At 66.4% G+C, this 21,580-nt stretch carries 23 protein-coding genes; 15 read left to right on the top strand and 8 right to left on the bottom strand.

Annotated elements, in window-relative coordinates:
• Positions 1–114 precede the first annotated feature (114 nt).
• Together ACZ5TV_RS06880 and ACZ5TV_RS06875 are read left to right on the top strand one after the other, a co-directional pair.
• Positions 115–1,050, top strand: a complete 936-nt coding sequence (locus tag ACZ5TV_RS06880) for an NAD(P)H-binding protein (protein ID WP_379781381.1) — start codon at positions 115–117, stop codon at positions 1,048–1,050.
• Complete coding sequence (locus tag ACZ5TV_RS06875) at positions 1,047–1,721, top strand: DUF7530 family protein (RefSeq protein ID WP_379781379.1); 675 nt, start codon at positions 1,047–1,049, stop codon at positions 1,719–1,721. The genes ACZ5TV_RS06880 and ACZ5TV_RS06875 overlap by 4 nt, the downstream gene beginning before the upstream one ends.
• 72 nt (positions 1,722–1,793) lie before the next feature.
• On the opposite strand, the gene ACZ5TV_RS06870 is transcribed toward ACZ5TV_RS06875, so the two are convergent.
• The gene (locus ACZ5TV_RS06870; protein WP_379781387.1) at positions 1,794–1,961 is read right to left on the bottom strand and encodes a DUF5786 family protein; all 168 of its coding nucleotides are present in this window, start codon (positions 1,959–1,961) and stop codon (positions 1,794–1,796) included.
• Between the two features lie 126 nt (positions 1,962–2,087).
• On the opposite strand from ACZ5TV_RS06870, the gene ACZ5TV_RS06865 reads away from it, so the two are divergent.
• Positions 2,088–3,137: a DUF5784 family protein gene (locus ACZ5TV_RS06865; RefSeq protein ID WP_379781377.1), complete on the top strand. Its 1,050-nt coding sequence runs from the start codon at positions 2,088–2,090 to the stop codon at positions 3,135–3,137.
• Between the two features lie 147 nt (positions 3,138–3,284).
• Here the strand turns inward: ACZ5TV_RS06865 and ACZ5TV_RS06860 are convergent, their stop codons facing one another.
• A complete protein-coding gene (locus ACZ5TV_RS06860; RefSeq protein ID WP_379781375.1) occupies positions 3,285–3,569 on the bottom strand; it encodes a DUF5789 family protein in 285 nt (94 codons plus the stop codon).
• 134 nt (positions 3,570–3,703) lie between these two features.
• On the opposite strand from ACZ5TV_RS06860, the gene ACZ5TV_RS06855 reads away from it, so the two are divergent.
• From ACZ5TV_RS06855 to hemB, 3 genes are read left to right on the top strand one after another with little or no spacing between them, the layout of a single operon-like run.
• The gene (locus tag ACZ5TV_RS06855; protein ID WP_379781373.1) at positions 3,704–4,543 is read left to right on the top strand and encodes a PHP domain-containing protein; all 840 of its coding nucleotides are present in this window, start codon (positions 3,704–3,706) and stop codon (positions 4,541–4,543) included.
• A 45-nt stretch (positions 4,544–4,588) separates the two neighbouring features.
• On the top strand, positions 4,589–4,753 hold the full coding sequence (locus tag ACZ5TV_RS06850) for a DUF6757 family protein (protein ID WP_379781371.1): 165 nt from the start codon (positions 4,589–4,591) through the stop codon (positions 4,751–4,753).
• Positions 4,754–4,809: 56 nt separating this feature from the next.
• Positions 4,810–5,790 carry a porphobilinogen synthase gene (gene hemB / locus ACZ5TV_RS06845; protein ID WP_464384278.1) on the top strand — a complete coding sequence of 327 codons (981 nt, stop codon included), beginning with the start codon at positions 4,810–4,812 and terminating at the stop codon, positions 5,788–5,790.
• Positions 5,791–5,814: 24 nt separating this feature from the next.
• On the opposite strand, the gene ACZ5TV_RS06840 is transcribed toward hemB, so the two are convergent.
• On the bottom strand, positions 5,815–6,057 hold the full coding sequence (locus tag ACZ5TV_RS06840) for a ferredoxin (protein ID WP_379782627.1): 243 nt from the start codon (positions 6,055–6,057) through the stop codon (positions 5,815–5,817).
• Between the two features lie 96 nt (positions 6,058–6,153).
• Here ACZ5TV_RS06840 and ACZ5TV_RS06835 point away from each other — a divergent pair, with 96 nt between their 5' ends.
• On the top strand, positions 6,154–6,408 hold the full coding sequence (locus ACZ5TV_RS06835; RefSeq protein WP_379782629.1) for a DUF7967 family protein: 255 nt from the start codon (positions 6,154–6,156) through the stop codon (positions 6,406–6,408).
• Positions 6,409–6,930: 522 nt separating this feature from the next.
• Complete coding sequence (locus ACZ5TV_RS06830) at positions 6,931–9,060, top strand: BspA family leucine-rich repeat surface protein (RefSeq protein WP_464384277.1); 2,130 nt, start codon at positions 6,931–6,933, stop codon at positions 9,058–9,060.
• A gap of 250 nt (positions 9,061–9,310) precedes the next feature.
• On the opposite strand, the gene ACZ5TV_RS06825 is transcribed toward ACZ5TV_RS06830, so the two are convergent.
• Positions 9,311–10,309 carry an IS110 family RNA-guided transposase gene (locus ACZ5TV_RS06825; RefSeq protein ID WP_209486850.1) on the bottom strand — a complete coding sequence of 333 codons (999 nt, stop codon included), beginning with the start codon at positions 10,307–10,309 and terminating at the stop codon, positions 9,311–9,313.
• A gap of 302 nt (positions 10,310–10,611) precedes the next feature.
• Here ACZ5TV_RS06825 and ACZ5TV_RS06820 point away from each other — a divergent pair, with 302 nt between their 5' ends.
• From ACZ5TV_RS06820 to ACZ5TV_RS06805, 4 genes are all read left to right on the top strand, one after another.
• Positions 10,612–13,131: an ATP-dependent DNA helicase gene (locus ACZ5TV_RS06820; protein WP_464384276.1), complete on the top strand. Its 2,520-nt coding sequence runs from the start codon at positions 10,612–10,614 to the stop codon at positions 13,129–13,131.
• Positions 13,128–13,760: a KEOPS complex subunit Cgi121 gene (cgi121, locus tag ACZ5TV_RS06815; RefSeq protein WP_464384275.1), complete on the top strand. Its 633-nt coding sequence runs from the start codon at positions 13,128–13,130 to the stop codon at positions 13,758–13,760. The genes ACZ5TV_RS06820 and cgi121 overlap by 4 nt, the downstream gene beginning before the upstream one ends.
• A 544-nt stretch (positions 13,761–14,304) precedes the next feature.
• A complete protein-coding gene (locus ACZ5TV_RS06810; protein WP_379781106.1) occupies positions 14,305–14,892 on the top strand; it encodes an IMP cyclohydrolase in 588 nt (195 codons plus the stop codon).
• Between the two features lie 82 nt (positions 14,893–14,974).
• The gene (locus tag ACZ5TV_RS06805) at positions 14,975–17,242 is read left to right on the top strand and encodes a S9 family peptidase (RefSeq protein WP_464384274.1); all 2,268 of its coding nucleotides are present in this window, start codon (positions 14,975–14,977) and stop codon (positions 17,240–17,242) included.
• An 83-nt stretch (positions 17,243–17,325) separates the two neighbouring features.
• Here the strand turns inward: ACZ5TV_RS06805 and ACZ5TV_RS06800 are convergent, their stop codons facing one another.
• The 4 genes from ACZ5TV_RS06800 to ACZ5TV_RS06785 form a co-directional block, all read right to left on the bottom strand.
• A complete protein-coding gene (locus ACZ5TV_RS06800) occupies positions 17,326–17,733 on the bottom strand; it encodes a helix-turn-helix domain-containing protein (RefSeq protein WP_379781102.1) in 408 nt (135 codons plus the stop codon).
• A 31-nt stretch (positions 17,734–17,764) separates the two neighbouring features.
• Entirely contained in the window at positions 17,765–18,004 is a 240-nt protein-coding gene (locus ACZ5TV_RS06795; protein ID WP_379781100.1) for a hypothetical protein, read from the bottom strand.
• A gap of 1 nt (position 18,005) precedes the next feature.
• On the bottom strand, positions 18,006–18,692 hold the full coding sequence (locus tag ACZ5TV_RS06790; protein ID WP_379781098.1) for a DUF5828 family protein: 687 nt from the start codon (positions 18,690–18,692) through the stop codon (positions 18,006–18,008).
• Positions 18,693–18,789: 97 nt separating this feature from the next.
• Positions 18,790–18,951, bottom strand: coding sequence for a hypothetical protein (locus ACZ5TV_RS06785; protein ID WP_379781096.1), 162 nt, complete (start codon positions 18,949–18,951; stop codon positions 18,790–18,792).
• 185 nt (positions 18,952–19,136) lie between these two features.
• Here ACZ5TV_RS06785 and upp point away from each other — a divergent pair, with 185 nt between their 5' ends.
• From upp to thrC, 3 genes are all read left to right on the top strand, one after another.
• The gene (gene upp, locus ACZ5TV_RS06780) at positions 19,137–19,814 is read left to right on the top strand and encodes a uracil phosphoribosyltransferase (protein ID WP_379781094.1); all 678 of its coding nucleotides are present in this window, start codon (positions 19,137–19,139) and stop codon (positions 19,812–19,814) included.
• 147 nt (positions 19,815–19,961) lie between these two features.
• Positions 19,962–20,180 carry a DUF7569 family protein gene (locus ACZ5TV_RS06775; protein WP_379781092.1) on the top strand — a complete coding sequence of 73 codons (219 nt, stop codon included), beginning with the start codon at positions 19,962–19,964 and terminating at the stop codon, positions 20,178–20,180.
• A gap of 105 nt (positions 20,181–20,285) precedes the next feature.
• Positions 20,286–21,569: a threonine synthase gene (gene thrC, locus ACZ5TV_RS06770; RefSeq protein WP_464384273.1), complete on the top strand. Its 1,284-nt coding sequence runs from the start codon at positions 20,286–20,288 to the stop codon at positions 21,567–21,569.
• Positions 21,570–21,580 lie beyond the last annotated feature (11 nt).

Genomic DNA, 21,580 nt, shown 5'->3' with positions numbered 1-21,580 from the left:
CTTTTAGGGATCGGTCGCTGGCAATCGTCGTGTCTGGTCTATCGGCAGTCATCGTGTCCGGTCTATCGGCAGTCCGTGCCCGGGGCTTATGGTCGTCCCGGCCGTGTGAACCGTATGCGCGTTCTCGTTACCGGCGCGACCGGGTTCGTGGGATCCCGGCTCGTCCCGACGCTACTCGACCGCGGTCACGAAGTCGCCGTCCTCGTTCGCGACGCCGACGGCTACCACCCGCCCGAGGGCGTTCACGTCGTCGAGGGCGACCTCCTCGAACCGGAGACCCTCCCCCCCGCCTTCGAGGTCGACGGCGAGCCGGTCGACGCGGCGTACTACCTCGTCCACTCGCTGGACGGCGGCCCCGGCTACGAGGAACGGGACCGGAACTGCGCGCGAAACTTCGCCGACGCGGCGTCCGAGGCGGGCGTCGACCGCGTCGTCTATCTCGGCGGGCTCGGTGAGGACCGCGAGGACCTCTCCGAACACCTCCGGTCGCGCCGCGAGGTGGAGGAGATCCTTGGCGAGGGGACGTACGCGCTCACGACGCTTCGGGCCGCGATCGTCATCGGGGCTGGCAGCGCGAGCTTCGAGGTGATCCGCGGGCTCGCGGGTCGGCTCCCGGTGATGGTTACGCCCAAATGGGTCGACACGCTGTGTCAACCGATCGCGATCGACGACGTGATAGGATACCTCTCCGGCGTCCTCGATGTCCCCGAGACGGCCGGCGAGACCTACGAGATCGGCGGGCCGGAGGTGCTGACGTACGCCGAGATACTCCGTCTGACCCGCCGTCAGTTCGGCCACGGGCTCCGGATCGTTCGGGTCCCCGTTCTCAGCCCCGGGCTCTCCGCCCGCTGGCTCCGGTTGGTCACGGACGTGAACCCGTACCTCGCGCGGTCGCTCGTCGAGGGACTTCGGAACACCGTTATCGTCGAGGACGACCGGATCCGCGAGCTGGTGCCGGTGGAGTCGACTCCCTTCGAACTGGCCGTCGCGCGAGCGCTCGACGACGCTGCCCCGACCACGGTTGCCACCGAGGGGGAGCGGTCGGCGTGAGCCGACAGTACGGCGAGACGTGGGTGTACGAGAGCCTGGTGAGCGGCGTCCCCGGCCTCGAGGTGTCGCGGACGCTCGCGGTCGCGATCCAGTTCGTGATCTTCCAGGCTGGGGTGCTCGCCCTCGGCTGGTACTACGACCTGTGGAGCGCGGTGATCGCGGGGACCGCCGCGGTCGTCGTCGCGGCGATCGGGAGCGTCGAAATGCACCGTCTCGGCGAGAAGAACCGGCTGCTGTCGACCCCGCCCGCACACAAACGGCTCCTCTTCGGGTCGAGTATCGAGATCGTGTTGGGCGTGCTCGCGTTCATCGCGCTCGTGACGTACCTGTTCGTCTGGAACGGCGCGCTCATCGACCGGCTGTTCGGCCCGAACCCGCCGGTGCCCGTCGTCTATCTCACGCTGTTGATCCTCTGGGATCTCACCTACCGGATCGGCACGTCGTGGTGGAGCGCGGTTGTCGCGCTCTGGCGGGCGGTCCACATCGACCTCTCGCCGTCCGACGCCGCGAGCGTGCGCCGGCTCGACGCGGAGAACATCGGGTTCTCCGTGCTTCAGCTCGGCCTCGTTCCGTTCCTCCTCGAGGAACCGGTGCTGCTCGGCGCGGTAGTTGGCCACGTGCTCGCGGTCGCGGTCGTCTGTACGGCGGCGATACTGCTCACCGACGTGTGAACGGCGGCTGCGCATCCGTCGGGATCGAAGCAGGAGAGTCGCGACGCCGCGCCGGAGTCCCGACACGCGGCGTCAGTCGTCTTTCAGCTCCTGAAACGTGTCGAGGAGTGCCTCCGCGGAGTCGCCGGAGTCATAGGTGAGCGACCCGGAGTACTCCGGCCGCTCCGCGTCGAAATCGGCGTCGACGACGCCCGTCTTCTGCTCACGACGCTCGTGTTCGTCCTCGTCATAGGCACCCATTGACATGGTACAGCCTCACTTGGCATCTCCTATTTATATAGCTGTCGCCGACCTATCGCTCCTGATATTCGTGGACTCCCGCCGCGGCGTCGAAACCCCTTAGCCCGCCGGCACGGTAGCGGGCCTGTGGCACAACCGCTCCGATTCAGGCGCGCACCCGGTGGCTGGGACCTCGGCCGGGTTCGCTCACGGATCGAACGCCCGCTCGACGATAACCTCGGTGCGGCGGCCGGCGACCCGTGGTTCGCCCCGCCGCCAGCCTACGAGGCGCGCCGGTTCGACATGGACGACGGGTCGATGGCGCTGTTCTGCTGGACCGACGACGACAGCGACCCGCCGGCCGGTGCGGGGGGCGGTCCGGTCGGGTACTGGCTCGGCAACACGGAGACGCCGAGCGAGCTCTGGCGGACGGAAAAGTACGGCTTCGACGAGGTCCCGTATCCGGTCTCCCGCTGGGCTCAGCGGGAGCTGCTCGCCGAGCTCCACGACGACGAGCCGTGGCTCGCCGACTACCCGCACGTCTCGTGGTTCTTCCTTCCCGTCTTCTGTTCGAAAGACGGCTCGTCGACGACCCGGGCCTTCTTCCGCGACCACGCCGCCGGGTTCCCGGACGCGACGCGCGAGGAGGGAACCGGCTACGTCGAGTCCCTACTCCGACCGGGGATCCTCGACGATTACCGCGAGACGATGGCGGGCAAGCTCGGCACGTCGACGTCGATGGACCTCGTTCGGATGAGCGCGACGATCGCGGAGTTCACCGCCGCGAGCCTGCTCTCGCGGGCGGGGTACGAGGTCACCCCCGAGATCGAGGTCACCACCGGTCACTCGCTCGATTTCCGGGCGGCCGACCCCGACACCGGGGCCGCCTCGCTCGTCGAGGTGACCCGTCCACAGCCGGTCGCGATGCGGTCGGCGAACGACCCTGTCGCCGCCGTCCGCGACACCGTCGAAACGAAGACGAGCGGTCAGCTCGAAGCGCACGGCGGCGGCGCGACCCTGCTCGTCGACTGCAGCTCCTTCCCCGACGACGACTGGGCCCGCGTCCGGTCCGCGAAGCCCGCGGTCCGGCACAAGCCGGCGATCGTCCTCCGGACACGTCCGGACGGCCGGACCGAGGGGTACCGGAAGGGGTCGATCCCGCTCGACCTGTCGGCCGTCATCGAGTGGGTCGACTGAGCGGTTCGTCACCGCTGTCAGGGGCTTCCCGGTCGCCTCGGCCCGGAGATCGTCCTGCCGGTCGGCTCCAGTGGATCGTCCTGCCGATCGGTTCAATCAGCCGTCAGTAAAACCGAGGAATACGTCCGCTCGGGTCCGCGCGGCCGCTCAGAACGAGACCGGCTGTGGTCCGTCCTCGCCCGCCGTCGCGGGGTCGCGGTCCGAGTAGAACCGTCGGCCGACGCCGCGATGACAGACGCCCGCCCGCAGCGTGTCGATCACTTCGTCCGGGGCGTCGAACGTCTGCTCGCCGAACCGTCCGAGCACATCGCCGAGCCGCTCGGAGCCGTCAGCGAGCTCTACGGTCGCGTTTCCGTGAGCCGCGATGATCTCCTCCGAGGTGGTCGGGAACTGGTGCCGTTCGATCCGGTCGTCGACGCCATTCAATCGCATCAACAGATGAAAACACGCGATGGTTCTTAATGATTTTCCATGTATAACCTTAGTCGGGGAGTACTCCTTATATTGCCTATTATCAGGTTCCGCTCGACCGCGGATCCTTAGTGACTCGCTCGCGAACGGCGGGTATGACCGCCGCCGACCCCGTCGTCGCCGACCTCCACACCCACACGACCGTCTCGGACGGGACGCTCTCGATCGAGGAGGTCCCCGCGGCCGCACGCGAGGCGGGCCTCGACTGGGTCGCCGTCACCGACCACGATCGGATCCACCCCGGGCTCGAGTCTGCGGTGGTCGAGCGCGAGGGAGTCCGGATCGTTCGCGGGATCGAGCTCCGGGTCGACGCGGGCTTCGAGCGCCTCGACCTTCTCGGCTACGGCGTCGAACACACCGAGGCGCTCGACGCCGAGATAGACCGACTTCAGACCGACCGCCAGGAGCGTGGCGCGCGGATCCTCGCCCGCGTCGAGGACCAGTTGGGAATCGATCTGGACGTGACGCCGCGGCCCGGGCTCGGTCGACCGCACATCGCCCGCGCGATCGACGAGTCGCCCGCGCCGTACGACTACACCGACGCGTTCGACGAGCTGATCGGGAACGACGGCCCGTGTTACGTCGCCCGCGACGTGACGCCCCTCGATCGCGGCGTCGAGCTCCTCTGTGAGGCGTGTCCGATCGTCGGACTCGCCCACCCCTTCCGCTACGACGACGTCGACGCCGCCCTCGACGTCGCTCGTGAGTTGGATGCGGTCGAGCGATTCTACCCCTACGGCCGATCGGTCGACACGGCGCGGATAGACCGCGTCACGGCCGCGGACGACCTGCTTGCGACCGGCGGAAGCGACGCGCACGAACGAACACTGGGCGAAGCCGGACTGACCGCGTCGGCGTTCGCGCCCGTCCGCGACCGGCTCCCGGATCCCGCCCCACAGGCGGATACGCACGACGAGCGGCCGACGGACGACTGACACGACGGGAACAGCGTTAACTCCCGGGCTCACCGAACTTCGAGTATGCGGTGTCACTACTGCGATCGGGAGGCGGCCTTCGAGGCCGAACAGGCCGGCGTCGTCGTCGGACTGTGCACCGACCACTTCCGTGAGCGCGTCGAGGAGCTGGCCGAGGACGACGGGTTGGCGGCGCTCAGCGACCGGATCGACGTCGAGTCCTCCGAGTGATCGCGTCCCGCCCCGCGAACGAATTATAAAAGACGGCCCGGCGCTAACCGCCGGGTATGTACCCGCCCGACCGGCCACGCCGGCTCCGCACCGACGGGATCCGTCCGCTCGTCAGCGAGTCGTCGCTGTCGGCGTCCGACCTCGTTGCGCCCGTCTTCGTCGACGCGACGACCGACGAGCGCGTCCCGATCGAGTCGATGCCGGGCCACGAGCGCGTCCCCGTCGAGGAGGCGGTCGCCCGCGTCGAGGAGGTCCGCGAGACCGGTGTCGAGGCCGTGATCCTCTTCGGGATCCCGACGAGCAAGGACGCGACGGGAAGCCGTGCATACGCCGAGGACGGTGTCGTTCAGCGGGCAATGCGGGCGATCACCGCCGACACGGACGCGTACGTGATCGGTGACGTCTGTCTGTGCGAGTACACCGATCACGGCCACTGCGGCGTCGTCGAGTCCGACGCGGCGACCGACCCGCGCCTCACGGTGCGGAACGACGAGACGCTCGACCTGCTGGCACGGACCGCGGTGTCGCAGGCCGACGCCGGCGCGGACATGGTCGCGCCCTCGGCGATGACCGACGGACAGGTCGGAGCGATCCGCGAGGCGCTCGACGACGCCGGCCACGAGAGCGTGGCGCTCATGAGCTACGCCGCGAAGTACGAGTCGGCGTTCTACGGCCCGTTCCGCGACGCGGCCGACGGCGCGCCGGCGTTCGGCGACCGCCGCCACTACCAGATGGACCCCGCGAACCGCCGCGAAGCGCTCCGCGAAGCCCGCCTCGACGCCGAGGAGGGCGCGGACGTGCTCATGGTGAAGCCCGGCCTCCCGTACCTCGATATCGTCGCCGACCTCCGCCGCGAGTTCGACCGACCGATCGCCGCCTACAACGTCTCCGGCGAATACGCGATGCTCCACGCCGCCGCCGAGAAGGGGTGGCTGGACCTGGAGGCGACCGCCCACGAGTCCCTGCTGTCGCTCAAGCGCGCGGGCGCGGACCTCATCGTCACCTACTTCGCCGAGGAACTCGCCGAGCGCTTATAAGGGATCGAGTCACGATCCGGCCGCTCACACTACCTGCTCGCCGTCGTCGTCGTACACCTCGATGGCGTCGACGGGGCAGGCTCGCGCGGCGAACTTCGCGTCCAGCTCCTCGCCCTCGGGCACCGCTACCTCGAAGACGTCCGGCTCGGTCTCCTCGCTGCCCGCCAGGTCGGCTTTCCCGTCGTTCAGGTCCTTCTCGAACGCGTCCCACTCGGCGACGCACTGGTACATCCCGATACAGGTGTCCCGGTCGAACCTCACTCGCATACGGCGGCTACGTCGACCGGGTACAAAGCGATGGCGACGGTGGAGAGGCGCGGCCGGTTCCCACTATTTAAGCCTCGCGCCCGCCACGCTCCGACGATGACCGAAGTCTGGTTAGTCGACCGGCAGTTCGACTCGAAGGGACTCGTTCGGCTGACGTACGCCACCGAGGACGGCGAGCGCGTCCACACGAAGGAGCTGGCCGAACAACGGCTCGTCACCGGCGACGGAGTCACTGCGGGCCGCGATGTCGAGGAGCACGCGCTCGGCGAGACGGATCCGGCGGATGTCGAGCGGTTCGCGACGGAGGCGTCGCGGATGGCGGCCGACCACGACCTCGACGATACGGTGTGAGGGGTCTTCAGATTATATAGTATTTAAAACCCAATCGCCAGCGCGGGTTGTCGGTGATCGCGCTCCGGACCGAGCGGATTGCGATTGCACCGCACCGCGCTGCACCGCGCCGCACCTCGGACCTCCCCAGCCTCGCGGTTCGCGCTCTCCGAGCGCTCACCGCGTCCCTCGCGGGCCGCTCGCGCCTTATAAAGACGCGAGCGAGCGCGCCACCGCGGGGCGACGGTATTGTCGTAGTGACGGTGGTGTCGTGGCGATTACGTGTCAAGTCTCGTGACCGCGTCCGTGGGCGCTCCTCGGCTGCGGCTCTGCTGAAATTCTCAGATGGTGATAGATTTCGTGGGTCATGCGAGATACAGAGGATGTATCCTGTACGAAGATCTGGTCATATAGTCCACCCGCCGTGATCATCGAGTGTCAGAGTTCGGGACCGCCGCTGGGTCGACGGCGTCGAGCCGCGTCAGCGAGCAGTAACCTGTCTGGTTTCCAAACATTTATGTATTACCGCTAACAGGATTTGGCATGTCCGAGAGGTTACGCAACCAAGACAACGATCAGCGCCTGCTCCGTCGACGGCGCGTGCTCGGTGCTGTAGGCGTCGGATTGACCGCCGCAACCGCCGGCTGTGGGAGCAACGATGACGACGACTCGGAAGACGACACTGGAAATGAACCACAGTCCGACGACCCGGACAACGACGAAGAAGACGACGCCACCGACGAAGGGGAGGACGACGACGAAAAAGACTCTGACGACGCCACGAGTGTGGTGCTGCCACCGGATAGTTCCGAACTGTTCGAGTCTGGCGAACTGCAGGAACATAATTTTGCTGAGAGTTCATTCACCGAAGATGATGTAGGAACACCGGTTAGCGAGGTTGACTTGCCCAACGCAGACACCAGCAGCGTCGAAAACATGGAGTGGATGTTTGGTATTGCGGCATCATTTGATCAAGATATCAGCGGGTGGGACACCAGCAGCGTTGAAAACATGGAGGTGATGTTTGGTGGTGCGGCATCATTTGATCAAGATATCAGCGGGTGGGACACCAGCAGCGTCGAAAAAATGAATTTCATGTTCGCTGGTGCGCTGTCGTTCAATCAAGATATCAGCGGGTGGGACACCAGCAGCGTTGAAAGCATGGAGGGGATGTTCAATGGGGCGGAGTCGTTTGATCAAGATATTAGCGCGTGGGACACCAGCAGCGTTGAAAGCATGGAGGAGATGTTCAATGGGGCGGAGTCGTTTGATCAAGATATTAGCGCGTGGGACACCAGCAGCGTTGAAAATATGGGTGCGATGTTTCGAGAGGCGGAGTCATTTGATCAGGATATTAGCGCGTGGGACACCAGAAACGTCGAAACCATGGAGAGGATGTTCGAGAGTGCGAGGTCGTTTGATCAGGATATTAGCGCCTGGGACACCAGCAGCGTCGAAGACATGAGCGCGATGTTCCATGAGGCGGCGTCGTTCGATCAGGACATCGGGAACTGGGACACCAGCAGTGTCCAAGCTATGGGGGCGATGTTCCTTCTATCAGAGTCGTTTGATCAGGATATTAGCGCCTGGGACACCAGCAGCGTCCAAGGCATGGATTCGATGTTCTCGGGCGCGTCCTCGTTTGATCAAGACATTGGGGACTGGGACACCAGCAGCGTCGAAAACATGAGTTCGATGTTCTCGGGCGCGTCCTCGTTTGATCAAGACATCGGGGACTGGGACACCAGCAGCGTCGAAAACATGAGTTCGATGTTCTCGGGCGCGTCCTCGTTTGATCAAGACATCGGGGACTGGGACACCAGCAGCGTCGAAAACATGGAGGGGATTTTCCAAGAGGCGGAGTCGTTTGATCAAGATATTAGCGCGTGGGACACCAGCAGCGTCCGATTGATGCGTAGCATGTTCCAAGGTGCGTCATCGTTTGATCAGGATATCAGCGGGTGGGATGTTGAACAAATCCCCGAACAACCACCCAGATTTGATGACGGTGCGGGGTTTGAGGGTGAGGAAGCGAAGCAACCGGACTGGGGTACCCCCGAAGGCGTGGGTGTGGTCTTGCCACCGGACAGCAGCGAACTGTTCTGGGGGGGCGAACTTCAGGAACACAACCTTGCCGAGAGTTCATTCACCGAAGACGATATTGGGAGACGGATTAGCGAGTTTGACTTGACCAATGCAGACACGAGCAGCGTCGAAAACATGCGTGCGATGTTCACTCTTGCGGTGTCGTTTAATCAGGATATCGGTGGGTGGGACACCAGCAGCGTTGAAAACATGGAGTCGATGTTTGGTGGTGCGGCATCATTTGATCAAGATATCAGCGGGTGGGACACCAGCAGCGTCGAAAACATGGATATCATGTTTCGGGAGGCGGAGTCGTTTGACCAGGATATTAGCGCGTGGGACACCAGCAGCGTTGAAAATATGGGTGCGATGTTTCGAGAGGCGGAGTCATTTGATCAGGATATTAGCGCGTGGGACACCAGAAACGTCGAAACCATGGAGAGGATGTTCGAGAGTGCGAGGTCGTTTGATCAGGATATTAGCGCGTGGTGTGTTGAACAAATCACACAAAAACCAGACCATTTCGATGATGGGGCCGAGTTTGAGGGCGACGAGGAAAACCAACCAAACTGGGGCGACCAGTGCTGAGTGAGCGCTCTGCATTCAGCACGCGGTTCTTGTCAGAGCCGAAGGATTTCACCTATGGAAACGCTGCTACCCGGGCAAACCACGCCTAGCGACAAAATGATTACGCCGTCTAGGGATCTGCTGTTTTCACAGCCGGTAGGCGGCCAGAACGTGTCTGCGGTGCGGTCGCTGTCTGGCGATAGCTGACGCTCATGGAGGGCCTCGGCTGGCCACTGAGGGCCGCCCGTTCGGCGGCCCTCAGGTCCTTCGTCTATGCGGTCACACCGGGTGGATCGTACGCTTCTCCCCGATCAAGCATGTGGTAGATCGATACCAGCATCTTCCGAGCTGCTGCCACAATCGCTTTCTGTGAGTTCTTTCGGCTTGCTAACCGGTCGTAGAACCGACTCAGATACTCATCATTACTGGTATGAACTGCGGTGTTTGCTGCTTGAACGAGTAACCATCGCACACGCCCTGATCCACGTTTTGAGATGCTCCCTTCGATCCGCGAGTCACCTGACTCGCGGATCACCGGGTTCAATCCCACGTAACTGACGACCTCCTTGTCACCGTCAAACCGATCGATCCCACCTAACTCCGCGTAGATCGTCAGCGCAGTGTAGTAACTCACACCGGGAATCGTCATTAGCAGCTGGGTCTCCTTCAGAGACCCAGCGCGCTCTTCGATCGTCTCATCGAGCTTCTGAATCTCTTCGGTGAGCGACTCGATCAGGTCGAGGTACGACTCAAGCAACGTATCGAACGGCGTCGGGATCGAGAGTCCCCGCAGGGACTCTCGTCCCTCTACGGTTAGCGGTTTCACGTCCTCAGTGATGCCGTGATCGGAGAGGAGCCCATGAATCTTGTTGGCGTACTTGGTACGGTTTTCGACCAACGTCTGTCGCCCGCGCACGAGTGCGCGGGCTTCCCTGACCTCCTCGGTCGGAACGTAGCTTTCAGGCACCGAATTTAACCGGAGCATCCGCGCGAGTTCTTTGGCGTCAACGCGGTCGGTTTTCTTGTCGGTGTCTGCGATCTGGTTGATCTTTTTGGGATGAGCGACGGTTACATCCAAGTGTTCCGACAGCGTATCGTGGATGTGGTAGTAGTTGGAGGTCGCCTCAAGCACGGCTTGTGCGCCGGCGTATCGCTGGGCGAGGTCGTCGAGGTTCGCGTTCTCGACGCGAACCTCTTCGACGATCTTCCCAGCCTCATCCATCACTGCCACCTGTGCGTACCGTTTGTGGACGTCGATTCCGAGGTACATGGTTTGTTCACCCGGGACGCCAGTGCGTGAAGCAGAGATTCACCTATTCGGGCTTTCCCGGATGCCGCGGGGCGCGGCATCCGGGCTGTAACGCCCATGACTCGACTTCTTTCGCACACGGACCAGTCAACAGAACGTGCTCTGTGGCACGTGAAATCCGTCGGTCTCTTGCGCCCCATATCTTGTTTCACGTTCTCATGGAGTAGCAGCGTTTCCATCGAGTCAACAGAGCCTCGGCAGTTTATATACTCCCGCTCGTCGGTTCCGACGGGTTAAATCGGATCGGGAGTTAACTACCGGTAATGCAACCGAGTTCGCTCTCCGGGCTCCCCGCCGGCGTCGGCGAGGCGCTCGAATCGGAGGGCGTCGCCGAGCTCTACCCGCCACAGGAGGCCGCCGTCGAGGCGGGCGTTCTCGACGGCGAGAGCCTCGTCGCGGCCGTTCCAACGGCGTCGGGCAAGACGCTCATCGCCGAGCTGGCGATGCTGTCCGCTATCGAGCGCGGCGGCAAGGCCTTATATATCGTCCCGCTGCGAGCGCTCGCCAGCGAGAAGAAGACCGAGTTCGAGCGATGGGAGGAGTTCGACGTGACCGTCGGCGTCTCGACGGGGAACTACGAGTCGGACGGCGAGTGGCTCGGCTCCCGCGACATCATCGTCGCCACGAGCGAGAAGGTGGACTCGCTGATCCGCAACGGCGCGCCGTGGATCGACGACCTCACCTGCGTCGTCAGCGACGAGGTCCACCTCGTCAACGACGCGGGCCGCGGCCCGACGCTGGAGGTGACGCTCGCGAAGCTGCGGAAGGTGAACGCGGGGCTCCAGACGGTGGCGCTGTCGGCGACGGTCGGCAACGCGGACGTCATCGCCGACTGGCTCGACGCCGAGCTCGTCGAGTCGGACTGGCGACCGATCGACCTCCGCACCGGCGTTCACTTCGGGAACGCGATCAACTTCGACGACGGGAGCCAGCGCGAGGTGCCGGTCGACCGCGGCGAGGACCAGACGGCGCGGCTCGTCGCGGACGCGCTCGACACCGAGGAGGACGGCCAGGGCGGCTCCTCGCTCGTGTTCGTCAACTCCCGTCGGAACGCCGAGTCGGCCGCCCGGAACCTGACCGACGTCACCGGCTCACGGCTCACGACGGACGAGCGCGACCGACTCCGCGAGCTCGCCGCGGAGGTTCGTGGCGTCTCCGACACCGACACCGCCGAGGACCTCGCCGACGCCGTCGAGCAGGGAGCGGCGTTCCACCATGCGGGGCTGGCGAGTGAGCACCGAAGCCTGATCGAGGACGCGTTCCGCGACCGGCTGATCAAAGTCATCTCCGCGACCCCGACGCTCGCGGCCGGCGTCAACACCCCGGCCCGCCGGGTGGTCGTCCGGGACTGGCGGCGCTACGACGGCGAGTTTGGCGGGATGAAACCGCTTGATGTCCTCGAGATCCACCAGATGTGCGGGCGGGCGGGTCGCCCCGGGCTCGACCCGTACGGCGAGGCTGTGTTGCTCGCCAACGACGCCGACGGGATGGAGGAGCTGTTCGACCGGTACGTCTGGGCGGACCCCGAGCCGGTCCGGTCGAAGCTCGCGGCCGAACCCGCGCTCCGGACCCACGTGCTCGCGACGGTCGCCTCCGGATTCGCCGCGACCCGACAAGGGTTGCTCGACTTCCTCGATAACACCCTCTACGCGACCCAGACGGACGACGAGGGGCGGCTCGCGGCGGTCACCGACACCGTGCTCGAGTACCTCGCCGTCAACGAGTTCATCGACCGCGAGTTCGCCGACGGGACGGAGCGGCTATCGGCGACGGGGATCGGCCACACCGTCTCCCGGCTCTACCTCGACCCGATGAGCGCCGCGGAGATGATCGACGGCCTTCGCGACGCGCGCGCCTCACGGGAAGCGGGGGCTGCCGCGGACGCGATGCCTGCCGACTCCGGCGCGTACGAACGGGTGACTCCGGAGGCGGACGGCGACGAGCCCGGGTTCGGAACGTACCGCCCGGCCGGGGACGGGGACGACGGTGACGAACGAGGGCCTGACGAGAACGAGGCGGACGGCGACCCGAGCGAGGCGGACGGCGACCCAAGCGAGGCGGACGGTGACCCGGACGACGCGAACCCCGAGCTCACCCCGCTCGGCCTCTATCACCTCGTGAGCCGGACCCCCGATATGTACGAGCTCTACCTCAAGTCGGGCGACCGTGAGACGTACACCGAGACCTGTTACGAGCGCGAGCACGAGTTCCTCGGCGACGTCCCCTCCGAGTACGAGGACGTCCGCTTCGAGGACTGGCTCGCAGCGCTCAAGACCGCGCGCCTGCTCGAAGACTGGGCCGACGAGGTGGACGAGGACCGGATCGCCGAGCGCTACGGCGTCGGCCCCGGCGACATCCGCGGGAAGGTCGACAGCGCGGAGTGGCTGCTCCGCGCGGCCGAGACCCTCGCGAGCGACGTGGACGGGGTCGACGGCGACGCGGTTCTGGCGGTTCGCCGCGCCAGAAAGCGGGTCGAGTACGGCGTCCGCGAACCCCTCCTCGACCTGGCCGGCGTCCGCAACGTCGGTCGCAAGCGCGCCCGCCGGCTGTACGAGGCGGGGATCGAGACGCGTGCGGACCTCCGCGAGGCCGACAAGTCGGTCGTGCTCGGCGCGCTTCGCGGCCGGGAGAAGACCGCGGAACGGATCCTCGAACACGCCGGCCGCGAGGACCCCTCGATGGACGAGGTCACTGCCGACGCCGCGGCCTCCGCGGCCGCGACCGCCGGGAGCAGCGGCGGCGACGGCGGTAACGGCCAGTCCAGCCTGGGTGATTTCGGATGACTGGACCCGACGCGGGCGAGGACGCCGGGCCTGTAGACGGCGTGAACACGGACGACTCGAACACGGACGACGCTCAGCGCTCGACCGCTCCGGCCCCTCGCCCCGACTGTCGACTGGTCGAGGGGCGGCTCACGGTCGACGATCTCGACCGCTTCCTAGCGCGTCTCGACGCGGTCGGGACGGCGACGGGAGCGGTCGTGCAGGCGTTCGACGCGGACTACGTCGTCGACGCTCGCCACCTCCGCCGCGCGACGCGGCTCGCGGCCCGCGCCATCGCCCGCGAGACGGCGGTCGCTCGCGATCCCGGCGTCGAGATACTCCTGTACGCTGCCGGTCGCCGACAGATCGACCGGGCGCTCCGGATGGGCGTCTCGCTCGGCGAGAACCGGGTCGTCCTCGTCGCCGCCGACTTCGGCGACGTCCCGAACGCGGCGCGCTCGTCGGCCGACCTCGACGCGGCCGTCGATCGGCTCTCCTCGGCAGTGACGTCCGAACCGACGCTCGGGCGGTTCGACGAGCCGTCGGTTCGCGAGTACTACGATATCACCGACCGCGAGCTCGCGGCGACACTCGGCGACCTGCCGGCCGTCGTCCACGAGCGCGTCGCGCTGCTCGACGTCGAGAAGTGAGGGCATCCGCTTGGCGGGTCGGCTAACAGCGAACCTGCTCCCGCGTGTTCTCCGTCGAACGTACACCCCTTCGCTTCGCCTCCAAACCGATAGACGTGACGGGGAGATAGTTCCACCTGAAAGAATAACTCGATGCGAACTCCGACGTTTACCAGTCGAAGGTCGTCGACCGATCGACACCGGACCGAAGAATAGTCCATCCTGGATTCGAACCAGGGTCGAAGCCCCCAGAAGGCTTCAGGATTGGCCACTACCCCAATGGACTGTGCGCATCATCGGTACTCCGTGCGTGTTTGTAAGCGTTGCGCGTCACGCTCGCCGTGACACTTGATCACAGCCTCCGACGGGGGTCCGTTCACGCCGCCTGTTCACTCACACCGTTCGTGCCGTTCACGCCGTCCGTGACGTTCGCTGTCCGTGCTGCTCGTTGTCCGTGCCGTCCACATCGCCCACATCGTCCACACCACGTACCTTGCCCGTTAAAACGATCGCCGAACGTGGATCGATCGATGCGTTTTAGCGGTTTCACTAACCAGCTCCGTGTATGTACCTTGGACGGTTCGTCGTCGTCGCACCCGGCATCGGCGCGTATCGCGTCTCCTCCCGCTCGTTCCCGAACCGCCGTGTGGTCGCCCGCGACGGGACGCTGACGGTCGCACCGACGCCGGACGCCCCTCCGACCGACAATCCGTACGTCTCCTACAACTGCGTTCGCGCGATCGAGACACCGGCTGGCGAGTCATTGGCGGTCGTCGGCAACGGATCGCACGTCGACCCGATCGCGGAGAAGGCGGCGCTCGGCTATCCCGCTCGTGACGCGCTCGCAACCGCGCTGCTCTCGCTCGACTTCGAGAAGGACGACTACGACACGCCCCGGATCGCCGGCGTCGTCGGCGCGGACGCGGCGACGATCGGGATCGTCCGTCGTGACGCGCTGCTCGTCGACTCCGTCGACTCGCCGACTCTCGTCGCCACCTACGAGAAGAACGCGCCCGAACCGTACGACCTCATCGCGACCGACGCCGACGCGGCCGCGACCGAGCTCCTCGGAGCCGAGTTCGAACACCCGGTGTGTGCGGCGGCCGCGACCGTCGACGACGACGTCTCACTGGCGTTCGACAACGGGAACTGACCCGCCGGCGCTTGACGACGGGGATCGACCCGCCGACTTCCGGCTCCCGACGGCTTTTGAATCCGGAGGATGACGGAGCCGTATGGAACGCGTCACAGCGGCCGCGTATCACGACATCGCGAAGCCGGCGGACCCCCGGATCTCCCCGGACGGCGACCGGGTCGCCTTCCTCCGCCGACAGCCGAACGGCGATGACACCTACGAATCGACGGTGTACGCCGTCGACGCGGACGGCGAGAGCGATCCCCGCCGGCTCACACTCGCGGAGGGCGTCGACGCCGAGCCTCGGTGGGGCCCCTCCGGCGACCGGCTCGCGTTCACCTCGACACGCGGAGCCGACGACGACCGTCAACAGTTGTGGGTCCTCCCGACCGACGGCGGGGAAGCCCGACAGGTCACGGACGTCGTCGGCGGCGTCTCCGGGATCGCGTGGTCGCCCGACGGCGACCGGATCGCCTTCACCCAGTCGGTCACCGCCGCGGACCGCGAGGCGGACCGAGACCTGTCGGTTCCCGAGGAGTACGAACCCGAGGAGCACCCCGACCCGCGCGTGATCGACCGGACGGTGTACCGATCCAATCAGTCATACTTCGACGGTCGCCGACCGGGCGTGTACGTCGTCGATGCCGACGCCGTCGTCGATGGGGTCGCCGCTGATGGGGTCGCCGCTGATGGGATCGCCGCCGACGCCACGGGAGGAACCGCGGGCGAACGACCGGGAGACGATGACGGAGGACGAGCGAACCACCCCGATGACGACGCTGGCGAGTCGTCGGCCGTCGTGCGCGTGACCGACCGCGACGCCGACTTCGCCGCACCGGAGTGGGGTGACCCGAACACGCTGTACTACACCGAGTCGGTCGGCGAGGATCCCGACGACTCCTACGAGATCGCGATCCACGCCCACGACCTCGCCACCGATACGGTCGAACGCGTCCACACCACCACCGGCTGGGGCGCGTCGCTCGCGGCGACCGCGGACGGCCGCGTCGCGTTCACCCACACCGACCCCGACCAGGCGTCGATGAACCAGAGCGATCTCCACCTCCTCGACCGCGCGAGCGACGAGGTCCGATCGCTCACCGACGGGCTCGACCGCGGCTTGGGGTACGAGGCGAGTCCACAGTGGGGCCCCGACGACGAGGCGCTCTACTTCGCTACCCCTGACGAGGGCCGGACGGCGCTGTGGCGCGTCCCCGCGGACGGCAGTGCCGACCCGGAGCGTCGCTTCCGTCGCGGCGCGGTCGCGGGGGCGACCGTCGGCGGTTCGAACGCGAGCGACGAGGGTAGCCTCGCGGTCGCGCTCAGCGAGTGGGACCACCCCGGCGACGTGTTCCTGTTCGACGCCGGAGACGAGGAGACGACTCGACTGACCGAGTTGAACGCGGGGTTCCTCGCCGACCGCTACGTCGGGGAACCGGAGGAGATACGCTTCGCGTCCGACGGTGTCGAGATCCAGGGGTGGGTGCTCACACCACCCGGGTTCGACCAGACGGACGCCTCGGTAGGCACCGGTGATGACGGGGACGGACGTGAGACCTACCCGCTCGCGGTCGAGATCCACGGCGGTCCCCACGCCATGTGGACGACTGCGGGAACGATGTGGCACGAGTTCCAGACGCTCGCCGCCCGCGGCTACGTCGTGTTCTGGTCGAACCCGCGCGGCTCCGCCGGCTACGGCGAGGCGTTCCTGCAAGCGATCGAGCGCGATTGGGGCGACGTGACGCTCGCGGACGTGGAGACTGGCGTCGACACGGTGCTCGAGGACTACCCGATCGACGAGGAGAACGTGTTCGTCACCGGCGGCTCCTTCGGCGGCTTCATGACGGCGTGGGCGGTCGGGCGGAGCGACCGGTTCCGCGCCGCCGTCGCCCAGCGCGGCGTGTACGACCTCACCGGATTTTACGGCTCGACCGACGGTGCGTACAAACTGCTGGAGGGCGACTTCGACACCGTTCCCTCCGCCGAACCCGGCTGGCTCTGGGAGCAGTCGCCGACCGGCCACGCCGACGCGGTCGACACCCCGACCCTACTGATCCACTCCGAGGACGACACGCGAACCCCGATCTGTACGGCCGAACTGTACCATCGCATCCTCCGGAAGAACGGGGTCGACACCCGGTTCGTGCGGTACCCACGTGAGGGCCACGAGCTGTCTCGCTCCGGCGAACCCGCCCACATCGTCGACCGGATCGAGCGTATCGTTCGCTGGTTCGACGGCTACTCGGATCACCACGACGCGCCGCGGGCGCTCGACCGGCCGGAGGACGACGGGCTCACCGCGGGCGAGGACGAGGACGGGGACGAGAAAGCGGGCCCCGACACGACGGAGCCGGACCGCGCCGACTAACCCGCGACGCTCGACGCTCGGCGAGCGGCGAGCGGCGATCGTTCCGCAACGATCGAAGCCTGAGGACTGACGCCAGAGGGCCGCTACTCCGTGTTATCCGGGTCGAACCGCGAGATCGACTCGTGTACTCCTTCGACCCACTCGTCGAGCGCCTCGTGGAGCATCTGTTTCGCCTCCGGCACGGGAACCGCGGTGTACTGATACACGTACCCTCCGGAATCGAGGAGGCGACGGCGGCGCTCGATCAGCCCCTTCTCGCGAAGCGTCGACAGCGACCGGTTCACGTTCGATCGGTCCCTGTCGAGCGCGTCCGCGAGCTCGCTCACGGTGCTTCCCGGGTAGTCGAGAAGCGTCAGGTACGTACGGCTCTCGTGGTCCCGGACGCCGAACACACAGGAGAGGACGTGGTCGAACGGGGGTGAGATGTCGCCGACGAGGTCGTCGATGTCGGGCTGCTCGCCGTCGGACCGCTCGCTGTCTGACTCGGCCATACCCCCACGTTGGCGGTGTCGAGGTTAAAGCTCAGTCCTCCGCGGCGTAGCCCATCCGAGCGAGACAGCCGCGCATCTCCGACTCCTCGGTGTGTCGATGGAGACTCGTCGGCGTGTCACAGTGGTACGTCTCCCCGTCGTACCGGAGCACCACGTCCTGGACGGAGCCGGCGACCTCGACGCCGATGAGTACGCGGTGACCCGTCTCCAATAGGTCGATGATCTCGTCGGCGGTGTGCTCGCCCGCCTCGATCCGCACCGGTCCGCCCATCTCAGGTCATCGTCGACTCCGGGCCGCCCTCCTCCTCGGGCGGTTCGACCCCCTCGGCCGCCGCGACGTCCTCGGTCCGCTTCTCGGTCTCGACGTGCCATCGGTCGATCTCCGACTCGTACTCCTCGAGGATCGATCGCACCTCGTCTTTGAGCTCGTCGTCGTTGACGTTCACCTCGAACTCGAACGTCTCCCCGTCGTCGCCGCGACCGACCTCGGTGACGTTCGCGCTAACCAGCTCGTTGTCGAAGTAGTACGGCGCGACCTGCGTCATCACCTTCCGGTACACCGTGTCCTCGACCTTCCGGATCGCCTTCCGGCCGGCGGAGTCGGCGGCGCGCGCGACGTGGTCGATCGACTCGCTCCAGCGCTCTATCGCCCCTTCGGTGTCGTCGTCTTCGACCTTCTCGTACGACTCCGTGAGCTTCTCGCCGGCGGTCTGGAGGTCGTCGCCGGGGGTCTTTCCCGCCTTCTCGCCGTTCCCCTCGCTCACCGAGGCCTGTTCGGCGGTCTTCTCGGAGACGTCCTCGTCGATCCGTTCGTGCGTCTTCGGGCGCCAGTCGTCGAACTCGTGGAAGGCGTCGCCGTCGATGTCGGCCTCCCGGAGCGCGAGCGTGATCCGCTCGCCGTGCTCGACGATGTCGCCCCAGTCTCCGCGTTGTTTGAACCCGGAGATGCTCTCTTCCATTGGTTGTCGTCTGGTACGTAACGGACGAGTATAAGTTCCCCCGTCCGTGTATCAGGCGCGATAGCACGCCACGTCAACCGTGCGTCCTCTCGATCGGCTACTCGTCGACGGGCTCCGGCTCGTTCCCGGTGTCCGGGCTCGGCTGGTGGGTCTCGTCGCCGAGAGCGAGCCAGACCATGTACAACATTGCGACGACCATCAGGAGGGTCGCCATCGATCCGACGATACCGACGGCGGAGACGGATACGAGGTCGAACATGCCTGCGGGTGAGCGATGCGACCGTATCAACGTATCGGCTCGTCCCGACACCTCCGCGTGATCAGGTCGATGCCGACGCGTGATCAGGTCGACGCTGACGCGTGATCAGGTCGATGCCGACGCGTGATCAGGTCGACGCCGATGCGTGATCACCTTTTAAGACGCCCGCGGACCCCCCTCCGGTAATGACGATCGAAGACCGAGACGACGCCTATCTCGTCACGCATGCGCTGGCGAAGGACACCCTCTCGCGGCTCCGTGACGTCTCGACCGAGCAGGTCGCCTTCCGAAAGGGGCTGGTGAAGCTCGGCCGGATCTGCGGGTACGAGATCATCGACGGCGCGATGGGAACCGAGTACGTGCCGGTTCGGACGCCCCTCGCCGAGACGACCGGCGAGCGCGTCAAGGGGATGGACGATGTCGTCATCGTCAACGTGCTCCGGGCGGCGACACCGTTCGTCGAGGGGCTGTTGAAGGCGTTCCCCCGCGCGAAACAGGGCGTCATCTCCGCCGGTCGCGACGAGGAGGCCGGAATGAACGACGACGGCGAGTTCCCGATCACTATCGACTACGTGAAGCTCCCGGAGATCGGCCCGGACGACACCGTGATCGTCGCCGACCCGATGCTCGCGACGGGGTCGACGATGTGTGCCGTCCTCGAGCATATCCTCGCCGAGGCGGACGATTACGAGGACTTGTTCGTGCTCTCCGCCGTCTCCGCGCCCGACGGACTCGTCCGTGTCGGCGAGGAGGTGCCCGACGCGGACCTGCTGACGGTCGCCATCGACGACCACCTCGACGAGGACGGGTTCATCGTCCCCGGGCTCGGCGACGCCGGCGACCGGGCGTTCCGGACGACGTGAGCGGAACACGCTCCCGACCCGGCCGTCATACCGATGTGATGGCCATACCGATTTGATCGTCACACCGACTCGGTCGTCGCACCCGAACTCCGCGGTCCGCGGCCGCCCGTGGCGTGTTTTTAAGGGATCCGCCCACGAGCGGTCGGTATGAGCGACGCGCCGACGACCGACCCCTGTGAGGCCTGTGGCGAGCCGACGACGGACGCCCTCGCGCGCACCGTCCGGCTCAGCGTCGACCGGGCGAACATCGACACTCAGCGGCTCTGTCCCGAATGTTTCGCCGATTGGATCGACCGGTACCAGACGGAGATGAGCGGCACCGACGACGCCGACGGCGGCTCCGACTCGGAGATCATCGTCGACTGAGCGGCCGTCGGTCCCGCGGCTGGCGACGCCTACTCCACCGCCCGCGGCTGGCAACGTCCGACCCCATCGCCCGGCTTAAGAGGCGGCGCAACCGACGGTGACACAATGAGCCTCGCCATCGACGCCGCCGCCCCCGATGTCCCGGCCTGTGCGGACGACGGGACCTGGCTCGCCTGTATCGCTTGCGGCGAGACGTTCGCCCCGTTCGAGGATGTCCGGTACACCTGCGACGAATGCGACGGTCTGCTGGAGGTCCGTTACGACGACCCGCCCACGTTCGACGAGTTCGGCGCGGGCGCGTCCACCTCGGGTCCCGACCGCGGCGTCTGGCGCTACCGCGAGGCGCTCCCGTTCGACCTCGGCGTGACGCTCCCCGAGGGCGGCACCCCACTCCACCGCGTCCCGCGGATCGAGGAGGCGGTCGGTGTCGACGCGCTCCGGATCAAACACGAGGGGATGAACCCCACCGGCTCGTTCAAGGACCGCGGGATGACCGTCGGCGTCCGCGTCGCGAAGGAGCTCGGCGTCGACGCGCTCGCGTGTGCCTCCACCGGGAACACCTCGGCCGCGCTCGCGGCCTACGGCGGTCGCGGCGGCATGCAGACGCTCGTCCTCCTGCCGCAGGGCAAAGTCGCGGCGGGGAAGGTCGCGCAGGCGAGCCTTCACGGCGCGCGCATCCTCGAAGTCGACGGCAACTTCGACGCCTGTCTCGACATCGTTCAGGAGCTGGCGGCGCGCGGCGAGGCGTACCTGCTCAACTCGCTGAACCCGTTCCGCCTGGAGGGCCAGAAGACCATCGGCTTCGAGATCTTAGAGGAGTTCCACGCCGACTACGGCACGTATCCCGACCGGATCGTTCTCCCGGTCGGCAACGCCGGGAACACGTCGGCATTATATAAAGGGTTCCGCGAGCTCGTCCAGGCAGCCGCGCTCGATGTCGACGACGTCCCGAAGCTGACGGGCGTTCAGGCCGAGGGTGCCGCGCCGATGGTGGAGGCGATAACGGAGGGGAACGACGAGATCCGTCGCTGGGAGGAGGTGGAGACCCGCGCGACCGCGATCCGCATCGGCAACCCGGTCAACGCGCCGAAGGCGCTGCCGGGGATCCGCAACACCGGCGGCACCGCGGTCGCCGTCAGCGACCCGGAGATCACGGCCGCACAGGCGCACCTCGCGAGCGAGGGCGTCGGCGTCGAGCCCGCCTCCGCGGCGAGCCTCGCGGGGCTGAAGAAGCTCCGCCGCGCGGGGGTCGTCGACGCCGACGAGCGCGTCGTCTGTTTGACCACGGGACACCTCTTAAAAGACCCCGAAGCGGCCTACGAGGCGGGCGGCGACCCCGAACCCGTCCCGAACGACGTCGACGCGGTCGTGGAGCACCTGCGGGACTGACCGCGTCGACG

Source organism: Halorubrum tibetense (genome assembly GCF_055396225.1).
Note: the sequence above shows the minus strand (reverse complement) of the source record. Positions and strands in the feature narration are given on the sequence as shown.

Excerpts from the sequence above, each read along its gene's own strand:
- ACZ5TV_RS06880 (WP_379781381.1), top strand. The coding sequence starts at position 115 with ATGCGCGTTCTCGTTACCGGCGCGACCGGGTTCGTGGGATCCCGGCTC.
- ACZ5TV_RS06860 (WP_379781375.1), bottom strand. The coding sequence starts at position 3,569 with ATGCGATTGAATGGCGTCGACGACCGGATCGAACGGCACCAGTTCCCG.
- thrC (WP_464384273.1), top strand. The coding sequence starts at position 20,286 with ATGAGCCTCGCCATCGACGCCGCCGCCCCCGATGTCCCGGCCTGTGCG.
- ACZ5TV_RS06790 (WP_379781098.1), bottom strand. The coding sequence starts at position 18,692 with ATGGAAGAGAGCATCTCCGGGTTCAAACAACGCGGAGACTGGGGCGAC.
- cgi121 (WP_464384275.1), top strand. The coding sequence starts at position 13,128 with ATGACTGGACCCGACGCGGGCGAGGACGCCGGGCCTGTAGACGGCGTG.
- ACZ5TV_RS06850 (WP_379781371.1), top strand. The coding sequence starts at position 4,589 with ATGCGGTGTCACTACTGCGATCGGGAGGCGGCCTTCGAGGCCGAACAG.
- ACZ5TV_RS06870 (WP_379781387.1), bottom strand. The coding sequence starts at position 1,961 with ATGGGTGCCTATGACGAGGACGAACACGAGCGTCGTGAGCAGAAGACG.
- ACZ5TV_RS06805 (WP_464384274.1), top strand. The coding sequence starts at position 14,975 with ATGGAACGCGTCACAGCGGCCGCGTATCACGACATCGCGAAGCCGGCG.
- ACZ5TV_RS06840 (WP_379782627.1), bottom strand. The coding sequence starts at position 6,057 with ATGCGAGTGAGGTTCGACCGGGACACCTGTATCGGGATGTACCAGTGC.
- ACZ5TV_RS06825 (WP_209486850.1), bottom strand. The coding sequence starts at position 10,309 with ATGTACCTCGGAATCGACGTCCACAAACGGTACGCACAGGTGGCAGTG.
- ACZ5TV_RS06795 (WP_379781100.1), bottom strand. The coding sequence starts at position 18,004 with ATGGGCGGACCGGTGCGGATCGAGGCGGGCGAGCACACCGCCGACGAG.
- ACZ5TV_RS06800 (WP_379781102.1), bottom strand. The coding sequence starts at position 17,733 with ATGGCCGAGTCAGACAGCGAGCGGTCCGACGGCGAGCAGCCCGACATC.
- ACZ5TV_RS06835 (WP_379782629.1), top strand. The coding sequence starts at position 6,154 with ATGACCGAAGTCTGGTTAGTCGACCGGCAGTTCGACTCGAAGGGACTC.
- upp (WP_379781094.1), top strand. The coding sequence starts at position 19,137 with ATGACGATCGAAGACCGAGACGACGCCTATCTCGTCACGCATGCGCTG.
- ACZ5TV_RS06785 (WP_379781096.1), bottom strand. The coding sequence starts at position 18,951 with ATGTTCGACCTCGTATCCGTCTCCGCCGTCGGTATCGTCGGATCGATG.
- ACZ5TV_RS06830 (WP_464384277.1), top strand. The coding sequence starts at position 6,931 with ATGTCCGAGAGGTTACGCAACCAAGACAACGATCAGCGCCTGCTCCGT.
- ACZ5TV_RS06775 (WP_379781092.1), top strand. The coding sequence starts at position 19,962 with ATGAGCGACGCGCCGACGACCGACCCCTGTGAGGCCTGTGGCGAGCCG.
- ACZ5TV_RS06855 (WP_379781373.1), top strand. The coding sequence starts at position 3,704 with ATGACCGCCGCCGACCCCGTCGTCGCCGACCTCCACACCCACACGACC.
- hemB (WP_464384278.1), top strand. The coding sequence starts at position 4,810 with ATGTACCCGCCCGACCGGCCACGCCGGCTCCGCACCGACGGGATCCGT.
- ACZ5TV_RS06810 (WP_379781106.1), top strand. The coding sequence starts at position 14,305 with ATGTACCTTGGACGGTTCGTCGTCGTCGCACCCGGCATCGGCGCGTAT.
- ACZ5TV_RS06820 (WP_464384276.1), top strand. The coding sequence starts at position 10,612 with ATGCAACCGAGTTCGCTCTCCGGGCTCCCCGCCGGCGTCGGCGAGGCG.